Below are 18680 nucleotides of genomic sequence, written 5' to 3'. Positions count from 1 at the left end.
AGTGGTGCTGTACGTGGTGGCGGGATTGTGCGCGGTGATCGTGGGGCTCAACGTCTGGTCCCACGAGTTCGGTGGGCCGCCGGTGTTGCAGGCGATCCCGTTCACCGTGCTCACCGCGATCCCGCTGTGCTTCCCGTCGTCCTGGCGCTATGCCCGCGACCGGCGAGAGCGGAGGCGTGGGAGTTCGTTCAGGGGTGGGGGATGAGGACATCACGAGGAGCCGTTCTGTGGCCGGCAGTGCTCTTGTCCATGCTCTTGGCCGGTTGTTCGGGGGTAGAAGGCACATCCGGGGCCGAGTCCACCGCGCAAGCCGAGGTGAGTGACTTCGAGGAGCTCTCCGGTGCCCAGATCCCGGACTCTGCCGAGTCCGTCGAGGTCTTCTCCGTCGGCGACGTGGATCCATTTGCGACGTATGTTGCCACCTTCACCCTGCCCGGTGAAGAGGACGTCAGAGACTTCTGCCGGAGCGGAGAGATCGGCAACTACCGCCTCGTGTCCGCAGGAGAGTTGCTTGAGGAGCAGCACGAGCGGCACTTCATCGGGGACACGGAATTGGTCGATCCTCGCCGGTGCACCTCGGTCAAGCAAGGCGAGAACGTCGACCGCAGCGCTGTGTTCAGCTTTCCCGAGGGGAAGCGGGTCTTGGTGTGGGCCGTCACGGAAGAAATCAGCTGGTAGACGTGTCCATGGATCGCGTGCATGGAGGAAGGCATGTCCGAACTTTCCAGGTTGGCTGCGGTGCTGACGGACCCCAAGGGCTTCCGTGCTGACCAGGACCGGCAGGTCGCCGCCATGGAGTTCGTAGAGAAGCTGACCTTCGCCCCTGCGGACGACATCTTGGAGATGCTCCGCACCGATTTCGATAGGCGCTGGGGGTTGCCGGTATGGGCACGCAACCTGGCCTACCGTCTGGCCTGCCTGCAGCGGCCGGATGACCCGTACCTGCTTCGGATGGCCGCGTCGGACCTCTACCTCCACGGACCGGATTGGGACCACCAGGCGGAGGAGCTGAACCGGCGCGCCGCCCGGCTGGAAGCCGAATCTCCGGACACTGGGCCGGAATGAAGCGGAACCACGAGGGCCCGGCCGGGGGTCTCACTTCCGGCCGGGCCCTCAAGGTGTTGTCAGCCGCGTTCCCAGGGCTCGGGTAGCGGCGCGCCGCCGGCGATGGCGGTGCGCAGCATCCCCCAGCGATCTCGGGCGCGGCAGAGCGCCCGCCAACAGGCGGCGTCTCCACCGGTCTCCCGGAGTGCTTCGGAGAGTGCGTCGTAGTGCTCGGTCACCTCCATACACTCCACGCCCCCACTACCGAGCCGGATACCCCAAGGTGCGGGCAGGGCGTCGCCGGAGCGAAGGAGGCGATCAAGGCGTCCGAAGACCGTGTCCGCCGAGATGAGCCGGGTGACGGCATCGGCGGGCAGGTCGGGTTCGTTGAGGAGGCGTGTGAGCCGGTCGGCGAGGGCGTCGGTGGCGCGCATCATGCGGGCACCCCCTGAAGGAGAGCTCGCCGGCTCTCCCAGGCCCGGTAGGGGCCCCGAACGATCTCGACTCGTAGCGAAGCGTCCTCGATCGGTCGCCGAGGTGCCGGGATCGGGTGAGCCGGAACCGAGGGAAGGGGCGGCGTGGTCGGCAGCGGTTCGGGACCAGGGGAGTGCGCGGCGGCGTGGTCGGCCGGGGCGAGCACGTAGCGGCGGACCCGGCGAGAGCGACGGCGGCGCATCTCGCCACCCAGCTCGCGCAGGTACCCGAAGGCGGTGGTGTGCGCCCCTCGTGTGGGCCGGGCCAGCCGGATGAGTAGGGACAGCAAGGCAGTAACGTATGACACGGCAAGCGCTCCTAAGGTTTCGCTTGTCCGGGCCCGGGGTGTTGGTAGCACCGCCGGGCCACTTTCATGAGCAGGTCAAGGCTTAACTATACGTCTATCTTGTCTAGGACGTCTAGCACGTCTGCCATATGCAGGCTGTATGCCATGTGCCTAACGTCGCAAGCATGCATGTCGATCGATTCGATCCCACGCCTCTGTACATGCAGGTGGCGCACCAACTCCGTGAACAGATCCAAGAGGGCAAGCTCAAACCACGAGACCCGCTGCCCTCGGAAGCGACGATGGTCGCTGACTACGGGATCGCTCGGGAGACCGCCCGCCGCGCAATCGCACTCCTTCGTGATGAAGGGCTGGTGGTGACGTTGCCCCAGCGGGGAACGTTCGTCGCACCGACGTCGGATACCTGAATCCCGGCCTCTGCCCCTTACCCTGTTCCTGAGCTTGGAAGATCTTGCACATAGCGCCCTTTCCGGAGCTGAAACGGGCGCTGCGACCAAGATCAACTGGTTCATCATGGTGGGCGTCGGGAGGGTTTCGACGGGAGCCGTCCGGCAGCGGCGCTGGGGTGACTCCTCTGTCGCTTCCCGAAGTGACGTCCTGACCGCAGCCACTCTCTCGTAGTGGCCTTCGTCACCTCGCTCCCTCGTCCCCTCGGGGCTCCTCTGCCACCCACGTGTCGTGACCTGGAGTGATCGGGAGGCTCCGGTTCTCGTCCCGGGGCGTCCAACGCCATTCCACGCCACACCAGGGCTCCCCAAGCGTGCGCCGGCGCGGAAAAATCACCAGAATCGCAACCACACCGACGATTCAGGCAACTAATCTGACAACAGGCGCATATCGACCCTTGGGAAGGCAGGCCCGTGAGGTTCGCGTTCGTCTATGACGAAACGGGGAGCACACATCCGACCGGGGACACACCCCCACCCCCGGAAGAACAGGAACAACGATCGGGTCGGCCGCCGCACCCCGTGGTGCGCATCGCTGCCGCAGCCGAACAGGCGCGCACCCGAGGCACTACCGACTTCCACCGGACCTTGGCCTGCCTGGACCGGATGTGGCACACGATCTCGGTCTCCGACTTCGCATCGCCCAACGCCTCCGGTCAGGCGATCGACTGGACGGGCGATGAGGTCGATTCCGACGAGATGTTCCGCCCCCAGGCGTTCCGCGCTCCGGCCCGGGGAGGCCGATCGTGAGCGAGTGGTCCATCGACCCGGTCCAGGTCGGGTCAGTGCTCTCCGAAACCGCCGAACATCTGGGTGAGGAAGGCGGCGGATCCGGGCTGCTCGGGCACATGAGTCAGTTGGAAACGCGGATCACCGCGGTCAACTCCCACATCAACAGCGCCCCCATCGGGATCGCGATCGGTGAGTTCGCCGAGCACAACTTCGCCATGTTGGGCGACATGCTCTCGCTGACCGCCTCAGGTCTGCAAGGTGCGGGTGAGGCCACCACCGCCTATGTCGAGGGTGATCAGGACATGGCCGCCGAGGCCCAGGCCCAGGCCGGCGATATCCCCGACCCCAACGCCCCCTCCGGTCCCGTGGGCGGTCCCGGCGCGGGCCGGCCCGTCTGACCCACTGACCTGCTGACTCCTGGTTCTCCTGTTCCCCCCTTCCCCCTGTCTTGTTTTGGAGTTCGTTGTGCCGATCGCGGACCCGGGTGCGGGTGCGGCCACCCCCGCACCCCCATTGAGCGTCGACGACCAGATGGGGCGCCTCACGGACGCCGATGACATCATCAGCCCGTTGACCTTCCCCGAACCGTCGGTGTCGGTGGGTTACGTGGAGGCGATGGCCTCGGGGTTGCGTGAGTTGGGCACCTCGATCGCCGACACCGGTAACGACATCACTTCCTCCTGGGCCGGGTTGAGCGGTCACTACTCCGCTCCGGAGGCCGAGACCCTGTTCTCGGTCCTGGACCCGGTGGCCACCGACGGCGACACCGTGGGTGAGGAGTTGGACCGGGTGGCCGGGGCGTTGGAGGACTTCGCCCAGGACGTCGCCGACATCAAGACCCGCTGGTCCAATCTGCGGGTGGAGGCCTACGATCTGCGCTCGCGGATCGCCGCCGAGGGTGATGACTGGGACAAGGCCGATGGGGTCTGGGACCGGATCGCCGGTAACGAGAGCCCGTTGGTGGAGGAGAACAAGGCCCTGATCGATCAGGGCCGCACGATCATCACCGACTACACCGAGGTCGAGAACACCTGCGCCAACGCCATCAACGCCGGGATTGTCGGGCGCACCAACTTCGAGAAACAGCCCGAGGGTGACGCCGAGCTCGACCCGAACGTGTTCTATCACGGGTTCGAGCAGGACATCTCGGAGTTGGCCCAGGCCTGGGGGCATGAGGGGGCTCAGACCGATCACGGCTGGTGGGTCGATGTGGGCCACTCGGTGTGGGACTTCGGTGTGGACGCTGTGCAGGGTGTGGGCGCGATGGTGGGCGCCCACTCCTCCCAAGGGTGGTTCGAGGCGTCGTGGGGGGACGCGCTCAAGGAGTACCACTGGGACAACCTGACCTCGGCGGCCTCGTTGGTGGGGATGTACGACGCCGAGTCCGACTCCCTGAGCTGGGCCGGCTGGGGGTCGATGGGTGAGGCGTGGAAGGACCTGGCGCACTCGGTGGTGCCGTGGGAGGAGTGGGGGGATCGGCCCGGGTATGTGATCGGGACGGCGGCGTTGAACGTCATCGGCCTGGTGGGTGGTGCGGCGTTGACGGCCACCGGTGTGGGTGCGGTGGTGGGTGTGCCGTTGATGGCCTGGCGTGGGATGTCCATCATGGACGGGATGGGCGGCTCCGGTCGCGGTGGTGGTTCGGGTGGTGTGGACATCGATGTGCCCCAGATCCCCGACATCCCGCGCTTTGGTGGCTCTGGGTCGCCGCTGATCGATCTGACCGGGAAGGCGCTGGAGGCCACCGGGTTCGGCCCGAGCCAGTGGGCCGACATCAAGGCCGTGATCAACCGTCTGATGCCGCCCGGGCAGAACGGGGTCGAGTCGGCCGGGGCCACTTCGACACACACGGGTGGGGAGGCCGAGGGGGGTCGCCCTGGTGGTGCTCGCCCGACACAGACATCCGGGGAAGCCGACCACCGCCCCGTCCGGCGACCGGCACAGGACCCCACGGTGGGCGATGCGTTGCTCGGTGACGACATCCTCGACCACCCCGACCTCGCCGAGATCGACAACAAGACCAAGTCCGACCCCGAGGTCCAAAGGGACCTGGCCGAAGCGGACCGGGACCGCACGAGATCCCGACCCGAGATTCCCTTCTCACCGGAGGTGCGGGAAGCTTCCGGGGCTTCGTCGCAGTTCGCGGGCGACTCCCACAGCAGGGCCGAAGACAACGATCAGAACCGTGACCCGAACGAGGGCAAGGTACTAGAGACGGTGGGTGCTCCTCACCCGCCGGATACTCAGACGGCGTCTGCGTCCAGGAACAGCCCGCTCTCCCCGGAACCGATGTGGCTCTCCGGCAGTAACGAGTTCGGCGGAGGTCGGCCCTTCGGTAACGAGATCGCCGAGGGACCCGGGCATCGCAACACCGATATGCGCGACAACAGCCCCGTCGTCCGCAACCAGGACGGAGGATCCCCCAACTCCGTCAAACCCGATTTGGACACCTCGGGTCGGCGTGACCTGGTTGACTCCCGGGATCACAACACCACCCATAGGAATAGTGCTGCCCCGTTCCACGACACAAGTGGGCCCCGCCCTGTGGATCCTGGACCTCACCGAGACGGAGGGGAATCAGGCTCTGACCGACCCAGGGAAAATGGGGGGCAGGATGAAGACCCATACAAGGAATCCTCTCCAACGAGTAGAGGTGATTCTCCGACATCTGCTCCTGAAATAAATCAGGCCAGTGAACGACCTAAGGGAGAGCCAAACCTCACCGAGGTAAGTCGAGATTCAAAGAATAATGAACCGCCTCGTGTTAGAGGAAGTGTCCTTACCCCTGAGGGGCGTTTGGAAGCCGCTCGTGACTATCTGCAGGGTCTGGACACGAGTACTGCCAAAAAATTCTCTGAAGATTTCTTGATTCGTGCGAATGGCGACCACAGGTTGTTCGACATTTTTTATAATTCCACGAATGGCCATCGTTGGAGTGAGGGTGATAAAATTGGAGAATGGGGGGTGCCGAAGGTTCAGTGGGATGATCGGTCAAAATCCTGGGTTCCTTCAGAAGACCTTCCCTCTGCGGCAAAGCCGGATTACCTATCGCCTGATAAGAAGATCATTTTCGGAAGGCGGGAAGGCCACTCGGACAATGTGAATCTTGACGATCTTGCATTGGCCAGAAAGAACGCTATTGATGATCTTTCTTTGGCCAAGAAGATTCTTGAGAAAGAAAACGAAGTCCATGCTGGCGATCCAAGTCATTCCCATGTTAAGGACGCAGAGAAAACGAAGTCCTCCGCACATGCGGAAGTCACTTCTGCTGGTGAAGATTATGGAGTGGGGGCGGCGAAGTCCTACGTCTCTGATATTTTTAACGGGAATAGAACGATTGAAATCATCAGGAAGGATCAGGACGGAAATAAGGTGCCCGGGGAAATAGATCTTCCGGCTGTGGTCGGGGGGAACCTCCTGGACCAGGTTAGTACAGCCCCAGGCAGCGGGAATCGACAGTACGATCTCGTCTACCCGGGTGAAGAAGGAAGTTTTCTCGTCGTCGAAGCTAAGGCTGACAAGGGTACCTCTCTTGGCGAAAGGAAGGTTGGAAATGGGCCGACCGAGAGGAAGGTGTCTCAGGGGGTAGAGGACTATCTAGAAGCTACCTGGGATGACATGGAAGCGCGAGGGGCTAAAGACGCTCGTCTTAGCGATGAACCATTTGGGAGTGGATATGTCAATGAGGCGGATCTCGCTAAAAAAATGAGGACTGCTTTCGCTCAAAACAAGCTCTTCTATGCCGAGATCAAGGGTCTTTCTACAGGCGCGGGGAGTCATGATGGTGTAACATTCAATCTGTTCGATGTGTCGAACGACAGGCTGACAGGAAATCAAGGAGGGAAATAATGGAATCCAACCTGGAGCGACATGATGTGAGTCTTCCACATTACAGGGATCGTTTGGGGCGATATGAACTGGAACGGAGGGAGGTGGTGGAGGAGATGGTCACTTCCCCCTTCATCGTGGGGAGCCACCTCAACAGCATCAGGCTCCAGTCTCAGATGGCCTTGGCTGTGGACCCTGATGCCAACGAGGTCCGTACCTGGAGATTCTGGAGTACCTGGATGCAGGCCGCAGAAGCCGTCTTCGCGATGAGCACAGCCGACCCTGACACTACTGTCGAGCGGCACATCGACCAGCGGACGTGGACACTCAACGCGATCCCCCCGGGCCCGGAGAGCGATGCGGGAAATTGGATCACTGCCTTCTCTCTGGCTGTCAGTTGCAGAGACGAAGCCCGAGTGCGCTTCCTGTGCCAGATTCCTACCACCTTCCTCAAAGAGGCGGGAGAGGTTCGTGGTGGAGGATATGACGATTTTATCTATCCGTGGATCGATGCGATCCAGGACTACATCCTCAATCGCTCTGAACTGGGGGATCATCTTTATGAGGCCATGCGTCTGTCGCAACCCGATTACACCAGTATCAGCAGCCCGGACAACCTCGACTACCTTGTCTTCCCTGCAATCAACTCTCTTCTTCGACTCGCTGAGATGGATGCCGAAAAATTTAACGATGCCCTAGAGCAGGGAACGCGTCTTTTCCACTCCTATTACACCGTAGATGAGGAACGGGAGAAGGACCTCAATGGCGTCGTTCCTATGGAGCTATTTGGCCTTTCTTGCATGGCCTACGATATTTCCCAGGTCTCTTCTGAGTTCAATCCGAGCCTTGCTTTTCCCTATTTTCCAGAAAAAATCCTGGATCGGTCCTGGCATGGCGAATTTTCACTGTGAAATAAAGCGCCTGAACAGAAATATCCGTTGATTCGAAGAGTCCTTCTCATGCTGCTTCTTGGGTTTGAAGTGCGAGTATTGCTCGGGGCTCCCGCTGTCCTGGTGTGCAAGGGTTTTTCAACTTCACGGGGATCGCGGTCTTGGTTGGTCCCCTAGGGGCGCAGCGTTGGTTCAGCGTTGGAGTTCTTCCAACCGACTGCACTCATGGCTGATTCCGAAACTAGAGAGCGGTGCTCCGACCCTTGGTTTTGATGGTGCGCCTGCAGTGATTGGAATGAGGCTCCGATGCCTTTCGGGAGATGCGGTGTATAAATTCAATCCTTGCGTATGGTCTTAGGTGCCGTGAAGGGCCTGCTCTGATGGATAAAGTGCATGGGAATCGAGAAAAATATCCATCAGCCCTAAAAGAGTGCCCTGGCAGGATTGACATCATGGTCGGGTGCTTTCAGGTCGCCACTACCTGTAAAACCGTGGCGGACCCTGAGGTGGTCGAGCTGGACGCCTGGGAGGATTGGACGCCTGAAATGCAGATGCACTACGCACTCTTCAAGATCACGACTTCTCCTCAGGGCGATCCCTCGGAGTTGATGGTTCACCACAAGGTGTGTAAGACCAAGGCGACGGGGTCGGATTACTTGGCCAACACGGTAACCGGACCACCGCCCTTCAAGACCTTGTTCTGGGCGGCCCGGACCTGGGTGAGAACCTGATCGAGGCGATGGAGCCGTCCGCGCCGGAGCAGCCTGAGGTCGGTGGCGCGGAGAGCCTCGACAAGCTGGTCTTCCCCCGGCTGAACGCCTTCCGGTGCTTGGTGCAGCACAGTGACGGGTTCGATGAGGCGCCGGCCGAGGATTGGTCGCCCACGCCGAGTACTGGACGACCGAGGACCGTAGCAATGAGATCGATGGGGTCTTTCACCTGGATCTCCTCGCCCTCGCGTGCCTGGCCTACGGCACGGCGGAGGTGGATCCTGGCTTCCGTCTCGAAGTGGAGTCCGGGTATCTTCCCAAGCATCTTGTGCAGAGGTCCTGGTACGGCGAGTTCCCCACATGATCGGCCTCTGCACGGGCAGAAGCCTGCTCGCCCCCGAACCTTGGACATAAGTGTGGGGCGAGGCCCTCGCGACCCCGCCCCACACCCCGGTGGCCGGGGGAGACGGTCCGGGTCCTGCCTGACCCGGTTCCGCCACCCTTGACCCAGTTCCCCCGACCAGGGTCTTGTGTCCCGTCAGTCCTCTTTGGCCGCCCCCAGGTCGTACAGGTCGGCGAGAGCCTCGTAGGAGTACATGCGGGCCTTCTTGTCGAAGATCATCGACGAGACCATCAGCTCGTCCACGCCGGTGTCGGCGACGAACCGGTCGATCTTGGTCTTGACGGTCTCGGGTGAGCCCACGAACGAGTAGCGCAACATCGACTCCAACTGCTGCTTCTCCCCGGGCCGCCACATGGTGTCCAGCGACTTGGGGTCGATGGGCGGCGGCAGGAGCCCGCGGGCGTTGCGCAGGGTGCCCAGGAACGCCTGCTGCATGGAGGTGAACAGCCTCCGGGCCTCCTCATCGGTGGGCGCGATGAACACGTTGACCCCCGCCATGACGTAGGGCCGTGCCGACTGGTCCGAGGGTGAGAAGTCGCCCCGGTAGGAGGCCAGGGCCTCATAGAGCGCCTGCGGGGCGAAGTGCGAAGCGAAAGCGTACGGCAGCCCCAGGTTGGCGGCCAACCGGGCGCCGAACAGACTCGACCCGAGGATCCACAGCGGCACGCGAAGCCCCTCGCCGGGAATGGCGCGCACCGGCCGGCCGGGGGAGGCCGGTTCGAAGAAGGCCTGTAGCTCCTGGACGTCCTGCGGGAAAGTCGAAGAGGCGGAGTGGTCGCGACGCAGTGCGCGCATGGTGCGAGGGTCGGTGCCGGGAGCACGGCCCAGCCCCAGGTCGATGCGGCCGGGGTAGAGGGAGGCCAGGGTGCCGAACTGTTCGGCGATCACCAGGGGCGAGTGGTTGGGGAGCATGACGCCTCCCGAACCCACGCGGATGGTGGAGGTGCCCTCGGCGATGAAGCCCAGCGCGACGGAGGTGGCGGCGCTGGCGATGGCGCGCATGTTGTGGTGTTCGGACAGCCAGAACCTGGTGTAGCCCCAACTCTCCAGGTTCTGGGCGAGTTCGCGGGCGTCGCGGAGGGCCTGACCGGGATCGGAACCCTCGACGATGCTCGCGTGGTCCAGGACGGACAGGGCGAGCCCGCCCCCGGGCACGGGTGATCCGGGACGGTTCCCTCTGGCGCTCTCGGTTTCGGTCATCTCACTTACCCCCACTGACCTCGAATGTTCGATGATCGACGATCATCGAACATTGACGGTACACTCGCGCCTGAACGCATACCAAATCCGAACGGGTGAGTGGAGGTGGGGCTTTGGCACCCCGGGGTGTGTCCAAGGGGCCGGAGCATCCGGCGCTGGACGAGGTCGAGCTGGTCACGGTCCTGTCCGCGCTGGCCGAGCCCACGCGGCTGCGGATCGTGTGCATGCTCGCGGCGATGGAGGGTGAACGGGCCTGGAAGGACATCGATCTGCCGATCGCGCAGTCCACGCTCAGCCACCACCTGAAGATCCTGCGCAACGCGGGTCTGCTGCTGAACCGGACCGAGGGCACGCGGTGCTTCGTGTCGTTGCGCGACAAGGAGCTGGAGGGGCGCTTTCCGGGGCTGCTCGAGACGGTGCTCAACTGCCGGGACCGCTGACCCCACCGCGACCGGTGTCATCCTCAGCTCGTTCACGATGGGGCCAACGAAGGTGGCCGCGATCGAGTTCCCGGACGTACGGAAGACCCGGCGATCTCTTCCCCCCTGATGCGAGAGATCGCCGGGCCTCCACCCCCTACGGAAAGGGCCCCTGAATCCTCTGGTCCCCTTTCCCTCCTGGTGCCTGTCGGCCGGAGGGCAGTAGATCCAGAGGCCCTGTGGCGGTGGTGAGGCATCCACGTGCGTGAAGAACGTGGATTCCCCCGATAAACCTCACCGCCGCGCTTCGGAAATAGGACTATCGGAAAGTTCTACCCGGGAATGACGAACTGCCGATATTCCTCTCCCTATTCGGCCCGCCCGGCCTCGCGTGACTAACGTGGAAAAGCGGACCCGTGATGTACTCTAGCGCCTCGCCGGACCATTTATGACCCGCATCCGCGGGGTCGGGCCGTGGCCGACGCGACCCCGCGGACGTGGAGCGTCGAGTGCATCGTGTGGACACCACGACGGCTGCGGTCCTCGATGCGAAGCCCGCCGCGGTCGGCTGTCCGACGACAACGAGTATGCCTGAGGGTGTGCGTCGTCCGCAGCCATTCGCGATTAATCATCGAAGTCGATCCTGGGCTTTGGCCGGACCCGGCCATCGGTCTTTTGTTGGTTTATATACCCCGAAGGAGCCACTTGGTGGTACTGCGGGCTGATCGTGTAGGGCCAACTGGATTCGGGACGAAGGACCTGATACTCGGAGTTCGGCGGGATGGCGGGCTTGTTCGGACGCAATGGTTGCATGGGGTTGCGGTCGGTGGGTTCGACGGCGGAGGTGAGAACGGCGTCCGTGCGGGCAGGCCCTAGCACCAGGAGGCCGCTGACGGCATCACACCTTCAGATAGTGTGCCTCGCTCCCCCCGGCTTGCAGAAGGGTCACTCGTGAACATCGGCGAAGAGTCCACCAACGGCCATCGGCCGACCGACGATGTCGGGAACCGGATCGGCGAGACCTTCGGCGGATACCGGCTCACCGAGGTACTGGGCGTGGGCGGCTTCGGCACCGTCTACCTGGGGCGCCATGACGACGGCCACGTCGCGGCCATCAAGGTCCTGCACGAGCCGGCCGGCGCCTCCCCGGCCGAGCGCGAACGCGACCGAGAACGCTTCCGCAAGGAGGTCGAGCACAACAAGCAGGTCAAGCGGTACTTCATCGCCGAGGTGTTCGACGCCGGGACCGAGGACGACCCGCCCTGGGTGGTGACCGAGTACGTCGAGGGCAGGACCCTGCGCGAACTCGTCGGCGAGGACGGCCCCCTGTACGGAGACCCGCTCTACCGGCTGGCGCTCGCCACCGCCACGTCCTTGGGCGCCGTGCACGGAGCCAACATCGTCCACCGCGACTTCACCCCCAGCAACATCATCATCACCAGCGAGGGTGTTCGGGTCATCGACTTCGGGATCGCCCGCACCCTGGACAACCGCACCGCCCTGGCCAGCGGGCTCATCGGCACCCCGCGGTACATGGCGCCGGAACAGGCCAACGGCTCCGAGGTCACCGCCGCCATCGACGTGCACGCCTGGGGAGCGGTGATGGCCTTCGCGGCGACCGGTGGGCACGTGTTCGACGCGCCCAACGACCACCGCATCCTCGAACGGATCAAACACGACACCCCCGATCTACGAGGGGTGCCCGACTACCTGGCGCGGATCGTGGTGAGCTGCCTGCACAAGGAACCGGAGCGGCGCCCCACGTCCTACCAGCTCCTGGCCATCCTCCTGGGCAAGGAGGTGCCGCCCGAGCACGAACGCCTCGACGGCGGCCACGGGAGCGGCACCCTGCTGTTGGACGAGGGCGTGCAGGCCTACTGGCGTAGTGTCAGCGGCAGTAGACGGCCGCCCTTCCAGATCGCGGGCGTGTACTACGCCGACCCCACCGAACTCGCCGCGGGCATGCAGGAACGGTGGGCGGAGGCGCACGAGATGCTGAGCGAGCCGCGTGAACGCCACGCGTTGCTGCGCTGGCTGCCCGAGAAGGAGGGCGAGGCCCACCGCGTGGTGGGGGCGCTGCCGGAGGACTACGGGGGCGCCGACGTCCAGGCCGCCCACCTGATCGCCGAACTCGACCCCCGCCTGGGGGCGCTCTTTCGTGACGTCGACATGTCCTGGGGTGCCCTTTTCAGTACCCGGGACGGGCGAGCCTGGCCGTACCGGAACGGTGAGTACGACTCGCTCGTGTACTTCATCGAGCACTATGACCTGCTGGGGGCGTTCGGCAAGCACCACTGTTTCCGCATCGAACACGAGCCGTGTGTGTGGGGCGCCCCGTGCGTTCTGTACGGTCGGGTCGCCCGACAGGCCACGGTCCTGTTCGAGCGGCTGCGTAAGGGCCAGGAGTGGATGAACCGGGTCGCAGAGTCGCTGGCGTTCACCCCCAGGGAGATCTCTCCGGTGCGCAAGGGCGACCTCGTTCACATGCTCGCCACCCACGACAAGCGCGAGGCGGACGCGGGTGTGTTGGTGGCGTGGGTGACGCAGGGGTTCCAGGAGGGCCCCGAACAGCAGGTCCTCCAACGGGTACGCGCCGCCATCGAGGAGGCCGACGATCCGTGGCCGGTGGCCGTGGCGCTGCGGGCCCAGCGCGAGGACCTGTCGACGGTGGCCGAGCGGGGCAAGCGGCTGCGCGATCGCGCCGAGGCGCGTCGGGTGCGACGGGCGAACGCGGCGGGGGAGGGCCGGGACGAGGGGCGGACCACCGAGCCGCCTACCGGCGAGGCCGAGCGGGAGCGGTCGCAGGAGAGGCTGGAGGCCTTGGAGAACGGTGTCTCCCGACATCTGCCACGGGGCCTGTCGATCCTGGGCGCGGCTACGGCGGTGGTGGGGCTGGTCTTCGGTGTCGCCTACACGAACACCCTGGGTGTGCTCGCAGTGGTGATGATCCTCGCCGGTGTCGCCCTCGGCGTGATCGGAATGGTCCTGGGTCGGGATCAGGCCGGGGAGATCGGCGCGCTGAGACGGCGCTTGGAGGAGGGCCCGGGAACGATCGCCCGACCACCGGCGGTCGTCGAGGACGATGACGGGTACGAGGGCGATGTGGGAAGCGAGGAACAGCTCAAGAAGTTGCGCGGGCACCTGTCCGACTTTCCGGGTTGAGTGCGAATTCCGCCCTCCTGCCCAACAACCTGATAACGGCCCGGGACGCGAAACGGGGCCTTTGGATGCTGTGACGCCGCTCTCATTCGACGATCCGCCCGGGAACGAATGGAACCGGGATCGGCGATGAGCAGCGGCTTCCCGGTCCAGGGGCGGTCACTCGTCCGGTGGCGGGTGGTCGGTCGAAAGCCCTTTCTGGGCGGCCCCGTGGGGCTTTTCGACACCGGTACCCCGGCGACGAGTGCCCTGCGGATTGGGTAGATTCGCAGGACCACGGGATCGAATGTGCTATCCCGGCACAGGCCACCACAACCGTCCCTTGATGTGTGGAAAGCTGCCCCCAATGGATTTCTCCTCCCCCGCCCTGCCGCCGAACGTCACACCCCTGACCGACGGCGACCCGCTCCAGGTTGGCCCTTACCGCCTGATCGGGCGGCTCGGAGCCGACGGTCTGGGCACCCTCTACGCCGCCGTCTCACCGGACCACGAGACGTTGGCCCTGAAGATCGCCGACGCCGAATGGACCGAGGGCGCCGACGCAGCCGACGAGGTCGCGCTCATGCGCCAGGCCGGTGGTGTGTGCACCGTCCCGGTCCAAAACAGTGGTGTCCACGAAGGGCGACCCTGGTCGGCCGTCGGGTACATCCCCGGGTTCGAGCTGTGGCAACGCATGCGCGGCCAGGGACCCTTCAGCGGGAACCAGCTCCTCGTCCTGGCGGCCGGGATGGCCGAGGCCCTGGCCGGCTTCCACTCCATGGGTCTGGTGCACGGAGACATGCGCCCGGGCAACGTGGTCGTGGCCGCCGACGGCCCCAAAGTCCTCGACTACGGCATCGTCCGCCGCATCGACCCGAGCGCACCCACCCAGAGCGCCCAGAGCCTGGGCTGGCTGGCCCCCGAACGGTACGAGAGGGCCGCCGCCTCCACCGCCACCGACGTGCACGGGTGGGCCGGTCTGGTCGTGTACGCCGCCACCGGCACCCCGCCGTTCGGCCCCAACCCCGCCGGCCACGTGCCCGGGCGGGTCCCCGGACAGATCGTGTGGGAGATGGCGGCCCGCGCCCGCGAGGCGCGCGTGGACCTGAGCGCCCTCCCCGAGGAACTGCGCCCGCTGCTCGAACGCGCGTTCTCACCCGATCCCGCCCGGCGCCCCTCCGCGGACGAGGCGTACCTGGAATGTCTGCTGCTGCTCGGCATCGACGAACGGGCCACCGCGGACACCTGGCCCGACCGGCTGCGCGCGCTCATCGCCGAGCACTGGTCGGCCCTGAACATCCCCCCGCACGACCCGGTGACCTGGACCAACGCGGCCCTGGCCCAGAGCACTACCGAGCCGGAGCCCGCACCCACCGCCGCGCCCACCCCCGGGGTGCCGGTCCAGACCCCGGCCCCGGAACCCGAGCCCGACGCCAAGGCCTACCTGTTCGGGGCCCGGGGCGAACCGGGCGCCGCGAACCACACCCGGGAGCTGGTGCTCGAAGAGGACGAGGAGACCGCCGGAGGGCCGCGCGTGGGCCTGTGGCTGGTGGTCGGCGCCGTCGGCATGGCCCTGGCGCTGGGCATCGGCTACCTGCTGTTCGAGACGCTCGGCGACGCCGAAACCGAGAACGTCGTGGCCGAGGAACCCGACCAGGGCTCCGCGGGTGACGTCTCCCCGGAAGAGGAACCGGAACCCGAGCCGGCCGCCCCCGAGCCCATGGCCTGCGACGACGTAGAACGCGTCGGCGCCCAGGAGGCACGGGCGCAGTGGCGTCCGTTCGACCCCCAGGCCGCCGCGTCCGAGACCTACCTCGAACTGCTCACCCCGGGGCCGGAGGGCACCCCTGTCGTCGACCCCGAGATCTGGCCGTTCGTCTATCCGGTCGACCACGACAGTGTCGACTACGGACTGGCCACGCCGGGCCTGAGCGCGTTCCCCGTGCTGTCCGTGTGCATGACCGAGGTGGTGCCGGCCGCCAACGGGGCCGAGTTCTCCGTGGAGCTGCGCTACCACCCCGACGTGGGCAGCCACAACGTGTACGCCGAGGACTTCATGACCCTCGTCCCGCTCGACCCCGCGGAGAACTCCGGGGTGGACAAGGAGGTCCACCGAGGCGGTACCGGGAGTGAGCTGGAAGCGCCCCTGACACCCCTGACCGTGTTGGGTCCGGATCACCCCGCCGAGACGCTGACCGTGTACATCTCGGGAGCCCCCGAGCGCGGTGGGGTGGCCTACCGGCCTGCCGCGCACTCGGGTCCGCTGACGCACGAGATGAGCGGGCACTGCTACGACGTGGACGGCACCCTGGAGTGGCGCGACGAAGAGACGATGGGCTCGGGCTTCTTCGCGGTCCCGGACACCTCACTGGAGTCCAACACGATGATGGACTGCCCCGTCGACGAGGGATGACCTCTACTCGCCCGTGCGCCCGGGCAGGTGGATCCCGGCGTAGACGCGCCTGCGCAGCAGCGTCTCGGCGGGTCCGCGCCCGCCACGACGGCGGGAGAGGTCGGCCCACACCAGTGTCGCCGCCCACGTCGCCACCGCCACACCGGCGGCGGCCGAGGCGCTCGCCGTCGAGCCCCAACCCAGTCCGTAGGGCGCGAACACCAGGGTGAACACCACCGCCTGCGTCAGATAGCAGCTCAGGGAACGCTCGCCCACGGCGGCGACCGCCACCACCAACGGGTGTTCGGTCGCATGCGCGTTGGACAGCCCGAGCGCGACCAGGGCGATGAGGGCCGCCCATCCGGCGCCGCCCGCCCAGCCGGCCGCATCGTGCAGGATCCATAGGGCGGGCTCGACCTCCGGCCCCGGGTTCGGCGCCAGGGACGCGGTGACCAGGGCGTCCGGCAGACCGCCCGCCACCGCGATGCCCAGACCGACGACGACGGTGCGCAGCAGCAGGGTCCGATGCCGTTCGGGGTGCTCCAGGATCCGGTGACGCCCGGCCCACACACCCACCAACAGTGGGGGCATCACCACCAACAACAGGGTCACGGGCGTGTAGAGCACCCACTCGGCGAAGCGTTCGCCCATCGCCGCCACGAAGTCCGGTTCCACCAGGGAGGGCGTCGCTGCGTGCGCGGCCGCGCCCTCCTCCTCGCCCTGGCCGCCCAGGACGAAGGTGAGCAGGGCGTTCAGGGCCACCGAACCCACCGCGAACACGCCGGCCGTCCACAACAGCGTTCGGTCCCCGACCCGCAGGAAGAACAGGAACAGCACCAGCGACAACCCGTAGGCGCCGACGATGTCCACCGGCAACAGCAGCACACCGTGCGCCAGGCCGATCAGCAGCATCCACAGGCCGCGCCGGTGCAGCACCGTCCGCACGTGCACCCACCCGCCCCCGGAATCTGTGACCCGACGGGCGATCCACACCATGCCGTAGCCGAACAGCAGCGAGAACAACGGGATGGCCCGGCCGTTCACCAGGAGGGACTGCAGGAAGGTGAGCGTTTGGTCGCCCACGCCTCGAACCGTGTCGGCGTGGGTGAGGAAGAACCGCGCGTTGACCAGCGCGATGAACAGCAGCATGAAGCCGCGGGCCAGATCGGGGGCGAGGGAACGCCTCATGGGTCTCTCCAGGGAGTGACGGGTGAGAGGGGGCGATCCCGAAACTACGGATCCGCCCGAGGGAAACCCATGGGGCCGAGCCGAGACCTTCGGTGGGGTTCCCCCTACCGGCACGGCCGGCTAAGCTGGTGGGGCGTCGCGTGTCCCGAACCAAGAGCAGTGGGCCGGTCGGTCGACATGGAGGCGCCTGAACCTTTCGGGGAGCCAATCGTGAGCCACTACTTCGCGTACGGAATCTGAGCGGCTGAATCGCTCGCGGCCCTCTCCCGGCCGCTGCGCCGTCCGGCATTTCGACCGGCGGCCTCCCCGAACACCACTCGCCTCGACGCGTCCACGCGCCCTCTTCGCCTTGCCCCGCCGGGTCTGTCCACGTCGCCCGGGCGACGCCATGGCCGGACAGCGCCCTCGACGGCGACACCTCGTGTGCTCGGGGTCGGCCGCCTCCACTCACTTCAGGAGGTACTTCCATGACCGACCAGACCGTTCAGAACGACCAGACCGCTCGGCCCGACCGACCCCAGCCGTATGCCCGCCCCGAACCCGTGGTGAGCCCCTTCAACGTGCCGGTGGTGGAGGAGTTCCGAGCCAACGGCGGCCGCGTCGGCGGCATGTTCGAAGGTGGTGACCTGCTGCTGCTCACCACCACCGGGGCCAGGTCGGGCCGCGAGTACACCAACCCGCTCGCCTACCTGAGGATCGACGACCGGTTGTTGGTCGTCGCCTCGGCGGGAGGGTCGTCCCGCGACCCCGACTGGTACCGCAACCTGCTCGCGCACCCGATGGTGGTCGTCGAGCTGGGCTCCGAACGCTTCGAAGCGGTCGCGGTGCCCACCGAGGACACAGAACGGGACCGCCTGTTCGAGGAGATCGTCCGTCGCGAACCGGGCTTTGGCGACTACGAATCGCGGTCCGGGCGCCGGCTGCCGGTGGTGGAGCTCCAACCCGCCGCCCCGGAGAGCGCCGGAGAGGTCACCAACCTCGCCGAGAAGCTGTTCGAGGTGCACGGATGGCTGCGCGGTCAGCTCGACCGGGTTCGTGATGAGGCCGAGGCGTACCTGGCCGAACACGCCGGAACCGGCGACCCCGTGGGTCTGAACCTGCAGATTCGTCAGCACTGTCTGGCGTTCTGCGAGTCGCTGCACTTCCACCACAGCGGTGAGGACGGTGTCTTCCCGAATCTCGTGCAGGGTTACCCGCACCTGCGCGAACCCGTCGAGCGATTGATCGCCGAGCACCGGGTCGTGGACCGGATCCGCGGCGAGCTGGAGCGGTTGTTGGACGATCTGGCCACCGCCGACCCGGACCGTTTCCGTGCCGAACTCGACCGGATGTCCCGGGAGCTGAACGCCCACCTGGACTTCGAGGAGGAGAGCCTGATCCCGGTCCTGTCCCAGATCCCCTTCCCACCGCCCATCCCCGCGGAGTGACCCCGTCCGGGGCGGTCCTAAAGGGGTGGATCCCTCGCGGGCCGCCCCGTTCGAGTGAGGTCACATGTCCAACTCCTCTGCG

At 65.9% G+C, this 18680-nt stretch carries 18 protein-coding genes; 14 read left to right on the top strand and 4 right to left on the bottom strand.

Annotated elements, in window-relative coordinates:
• The 3 genes from K8V84_RS10165 to K8V84_RS10155 all read left to right on the top strand — a co-directional run.
• Positions 1 to 205 (top strand): hypothetical protein (locus K8V84_RS10165; protein WP_304073503.1); only part of this gene is annotated, 205 nt, incomplete at its 5' end.
• A 110-nt stretch (positions 206 to 315) separates the two neighbouring features.
• Entirely contained in the window at positions 316 to 678 is a 363-nt protein-coding gene (locus K8V84_RS10160) for a hypothetical protein (RefSeq protein ID WP_304073499.1), read from the top strand.
• 33 nt (positions 679 to 711) lie between these two features.
• A complete protein-coding gene (locus K8V84_RS10155; protein ID WP_304073496.1) occupies positions 712 to 1065 on the top strand; it encodes a hypothetical protein in 354 nt (117 codons plus the stop codon).
• A gap of 59 nt (positions 1066 to 1124) precedes the next feature.
• On the opposite strand, the gene K8V84_RS10150 is transcribed toward K8V84_RS10155, so the two are convergent.
• Together K8V84_RS10150 and K8V84_RS10145 are read right to left on the bottom strand one after the other, a co-directional pair.
• Complete coding sequence (locus K8V84_RS10150; protein WP_304073493.1) at positions 1125 to 1481, bottom strand: hypothetical protein; 357 nt, start codon at positions 1479 to 1481, stop codon at positions 1125 to 1127.
• Positions 1478 to 1807 (bottom strand): hypothetical protein, encoded by a 330-nt coding sequence (locus tag K8V84_RS10145; RefSeq protein WP_304073491.1) that lies wholly within the window; start codon positions 1805 to 1807, stop codon positions 1478 to 1480. Before K8V84_RS10145 ends, K8V84_RS10150 begins: the two co-directional genes overlap by 4 nt.
• Positions 1808 to 1989: 182 nt before the next feature.
• On the opposite strand from K8V84_RS10145, the gene K8V84_RS10140 reads away from it, so the two are divergent.
• The 7 genes from K8V84_RS10140 (at position 1990) to K8V84_RS10110 (ending at position 8795) form a co-directional block, all read left to right on the top strand.
• Positions 1990 to 2232 carry a winged helix-turn-helix domain-containing protein gene (locus tag K8V84_RS10140; protein ID WP_304073489.1) on the top strand — a complete coding sequence of 81 codons (243 nt, stop codon included), beginning with the start codon at positions 1990 to 1992 and terminating at the stop codon, positions 2230 to 2232.
• Positions 2233 to 2793: 561 nt separating this feature from the next.
• Positions 2794 to 3021: a hypothetical protein gene (locus tag K8V84_RS10135; RefSeq protein ID WP_304073487.1), complete on the top strand. Its 228-nt coding sequence runs from the start codon at positions 2794 to 2796 to the stop codon at positions 3019 to 3021.
• Complete coding sequence (locus K8V84_RS10130) at positions 3018 to 3401, top strand: DUF6507 family protein (protein ID WP_304073486.1); 384 nt, start codon at positions 3018 to 3020, stop codon at positions 3399 to 3401. The genes K8V84_RS10135 and K8V84_RS10130 overlap by 4 nt, the downstream gene beginning before the upstream one ends.
• A gap of 67 nt (positions 3402 to 3468) precedes the next feature.
• Complete coding sequence (locus K8V84_RS10125) at positions 3469 to 6852, top strand: hypothetical protein (protein ID WP_304073485.1); 3384 nt, start codon at positions 3469 to 3471, stop codon at positions 6850 to 6852.
• Positions 6852 to 7742, top strand: coding sequence for an immunity 49 family protein (locus K8V84_RS10120; protein WP_304073483.1), 891 nt, complete (start codon positions 6852 to 6854; stop codon positions 7740 to 7742). Before K8V84_RS10125 ends, K8V84_RS10120 begins: the two co-directional genes overlap by 1 nt.
• 359 nt (positions 7743 to 8101) lie before the next feature.
• Positions 8102 to 8452 (top strand): hypothetical protein, encoded by a 351-nt coding sequence (locus K8V84_RS10115; protein ID WP_304073481.1) that lies wholly within the window; start codon positions 8102 to 8104, stop codon positions 8450 to 8452.
• Positions 8453 to 8594: 142 nt separating this feature from the next.
• On the top strand, positions 8595 to 8795 hold the full coding sequence (locus tag K8V84_RS10110) for an Imm49 family immunity protein (protein ID WP_304073478.1): 201 nt from the start codon (positions 8595 to 8597) through the stop codon (positions 8793 to 8795).
• Between the two features lie 174 nt (positions 8796 to 8969).
• Here the strand turns inward: K8V84_RS10110 and K8V84_RS10105 are convergent, their stop codons facing one another.
• Positions 8970 to 10034, bottom strand: coding sequence for an LLM class flavin-dependent oxidoreductase (locus K8V84_RS10105; RefSeq protein WP_304073475.1), 1065 nt, complete (start codon positions 10032 to 10034; stop codon positions 8970 to 8972).
• A 113-nt stretch (positions 10035 to 10147) separates the two neighbouring features.
• On the opposite strand from K8V84_RS10105, the gene K8V84_RS10100 reads away from it, so the two are divergent.
• The 3 genes from K8V84_RS10100 to K8V84_RS10090 all read left to right on the top strand — a co-directional run bounded on the left by K8V84_RS10100 (position 10148) and on the right by K8V84_RS10090 (position 16004).
• Entirely contained in the window at positions 10148 to 10474 is a 327-nt protein-coding gene (locus K8V84_RS10100) for a metalloregulator ArsR/SmtB family transcription factor (RefSeq protein WP_304073472.1), read from the top strand.
• Positions 10475 to 11404: 930 nt separating this feature from the next.
• The gene (locus tag K8V84_RS10095) at positions 11405 to 13615 is read left to right on the top strand and encodes a serine/threonine-protein kinase (RefSeq protein WP_304073470.1); all 2211 of its coding nucleotides are present in this window, start codon (positions 11405 to 11407) and stop codon (positions 13613 to 13615) included.
• A 343-nt stretch (positions 13616 to 13958) separates the two neighbouring features.
• On the top strand, positions 13959 to 16004 hold the full coding sequence (locus K8V84_RS10090; protein WP_304073467.1) for a serine/threonine-protein kinase: 2046 nt from the start codon (positions 13959 to 13961) through the stop codon (positions 16002 to 16004).
• Positions 16005 to 16007: 3 nt separating this feature from the next.
• On the opposite strand, the gene K8V84_RS10085 is transcribed toward K8V84_RS10090, so the two are convergent.
• A complete protein-coding gene (locus K8V84_RS10085) occupies positions 16008 to 17171 on the bottom strand; it encodes a DUF418 domain-containing protein (protein WP_304073464.1) in 1164 nt (387 codons plus the stop codon).
• Positions 17172 to 17638: 467 nt separating this feature from the next.
• Between K8V84_RS10085 and K8V84_RS10080 the strand changes: the two genes are divergently transcribed.
• Positions 17639 to 18598 (top strand): nitroreductase/quinone reductase family protein, encoded by a 960-nt coding sequence (locus K8V84_RS10080; RefSeq protein ID WP_304073462.1) that lies wholly within the window; start codon positions 17639 to 17641, stop codon positions 18596 to 18598.
• Positions 18599 to 18680: the final 82 nt, after the last annotated feature.

Source organism: Nocardiopsis listeri (assembly GCF_020741345.1).
GTDB classification, from domain to species: domain Bacteria; phylum Actinomycetota; class Actinomycetes; order Streptosporangiales; family Streptosporangiaceae; genus Nocardiopsis; species Nocardiopsis listeri_A.
The sequence above is the reverse complement of the archived record's forward strand: the minus strand, read 5'-3'. Positions and strand labels throughout refer to the sequence as shown.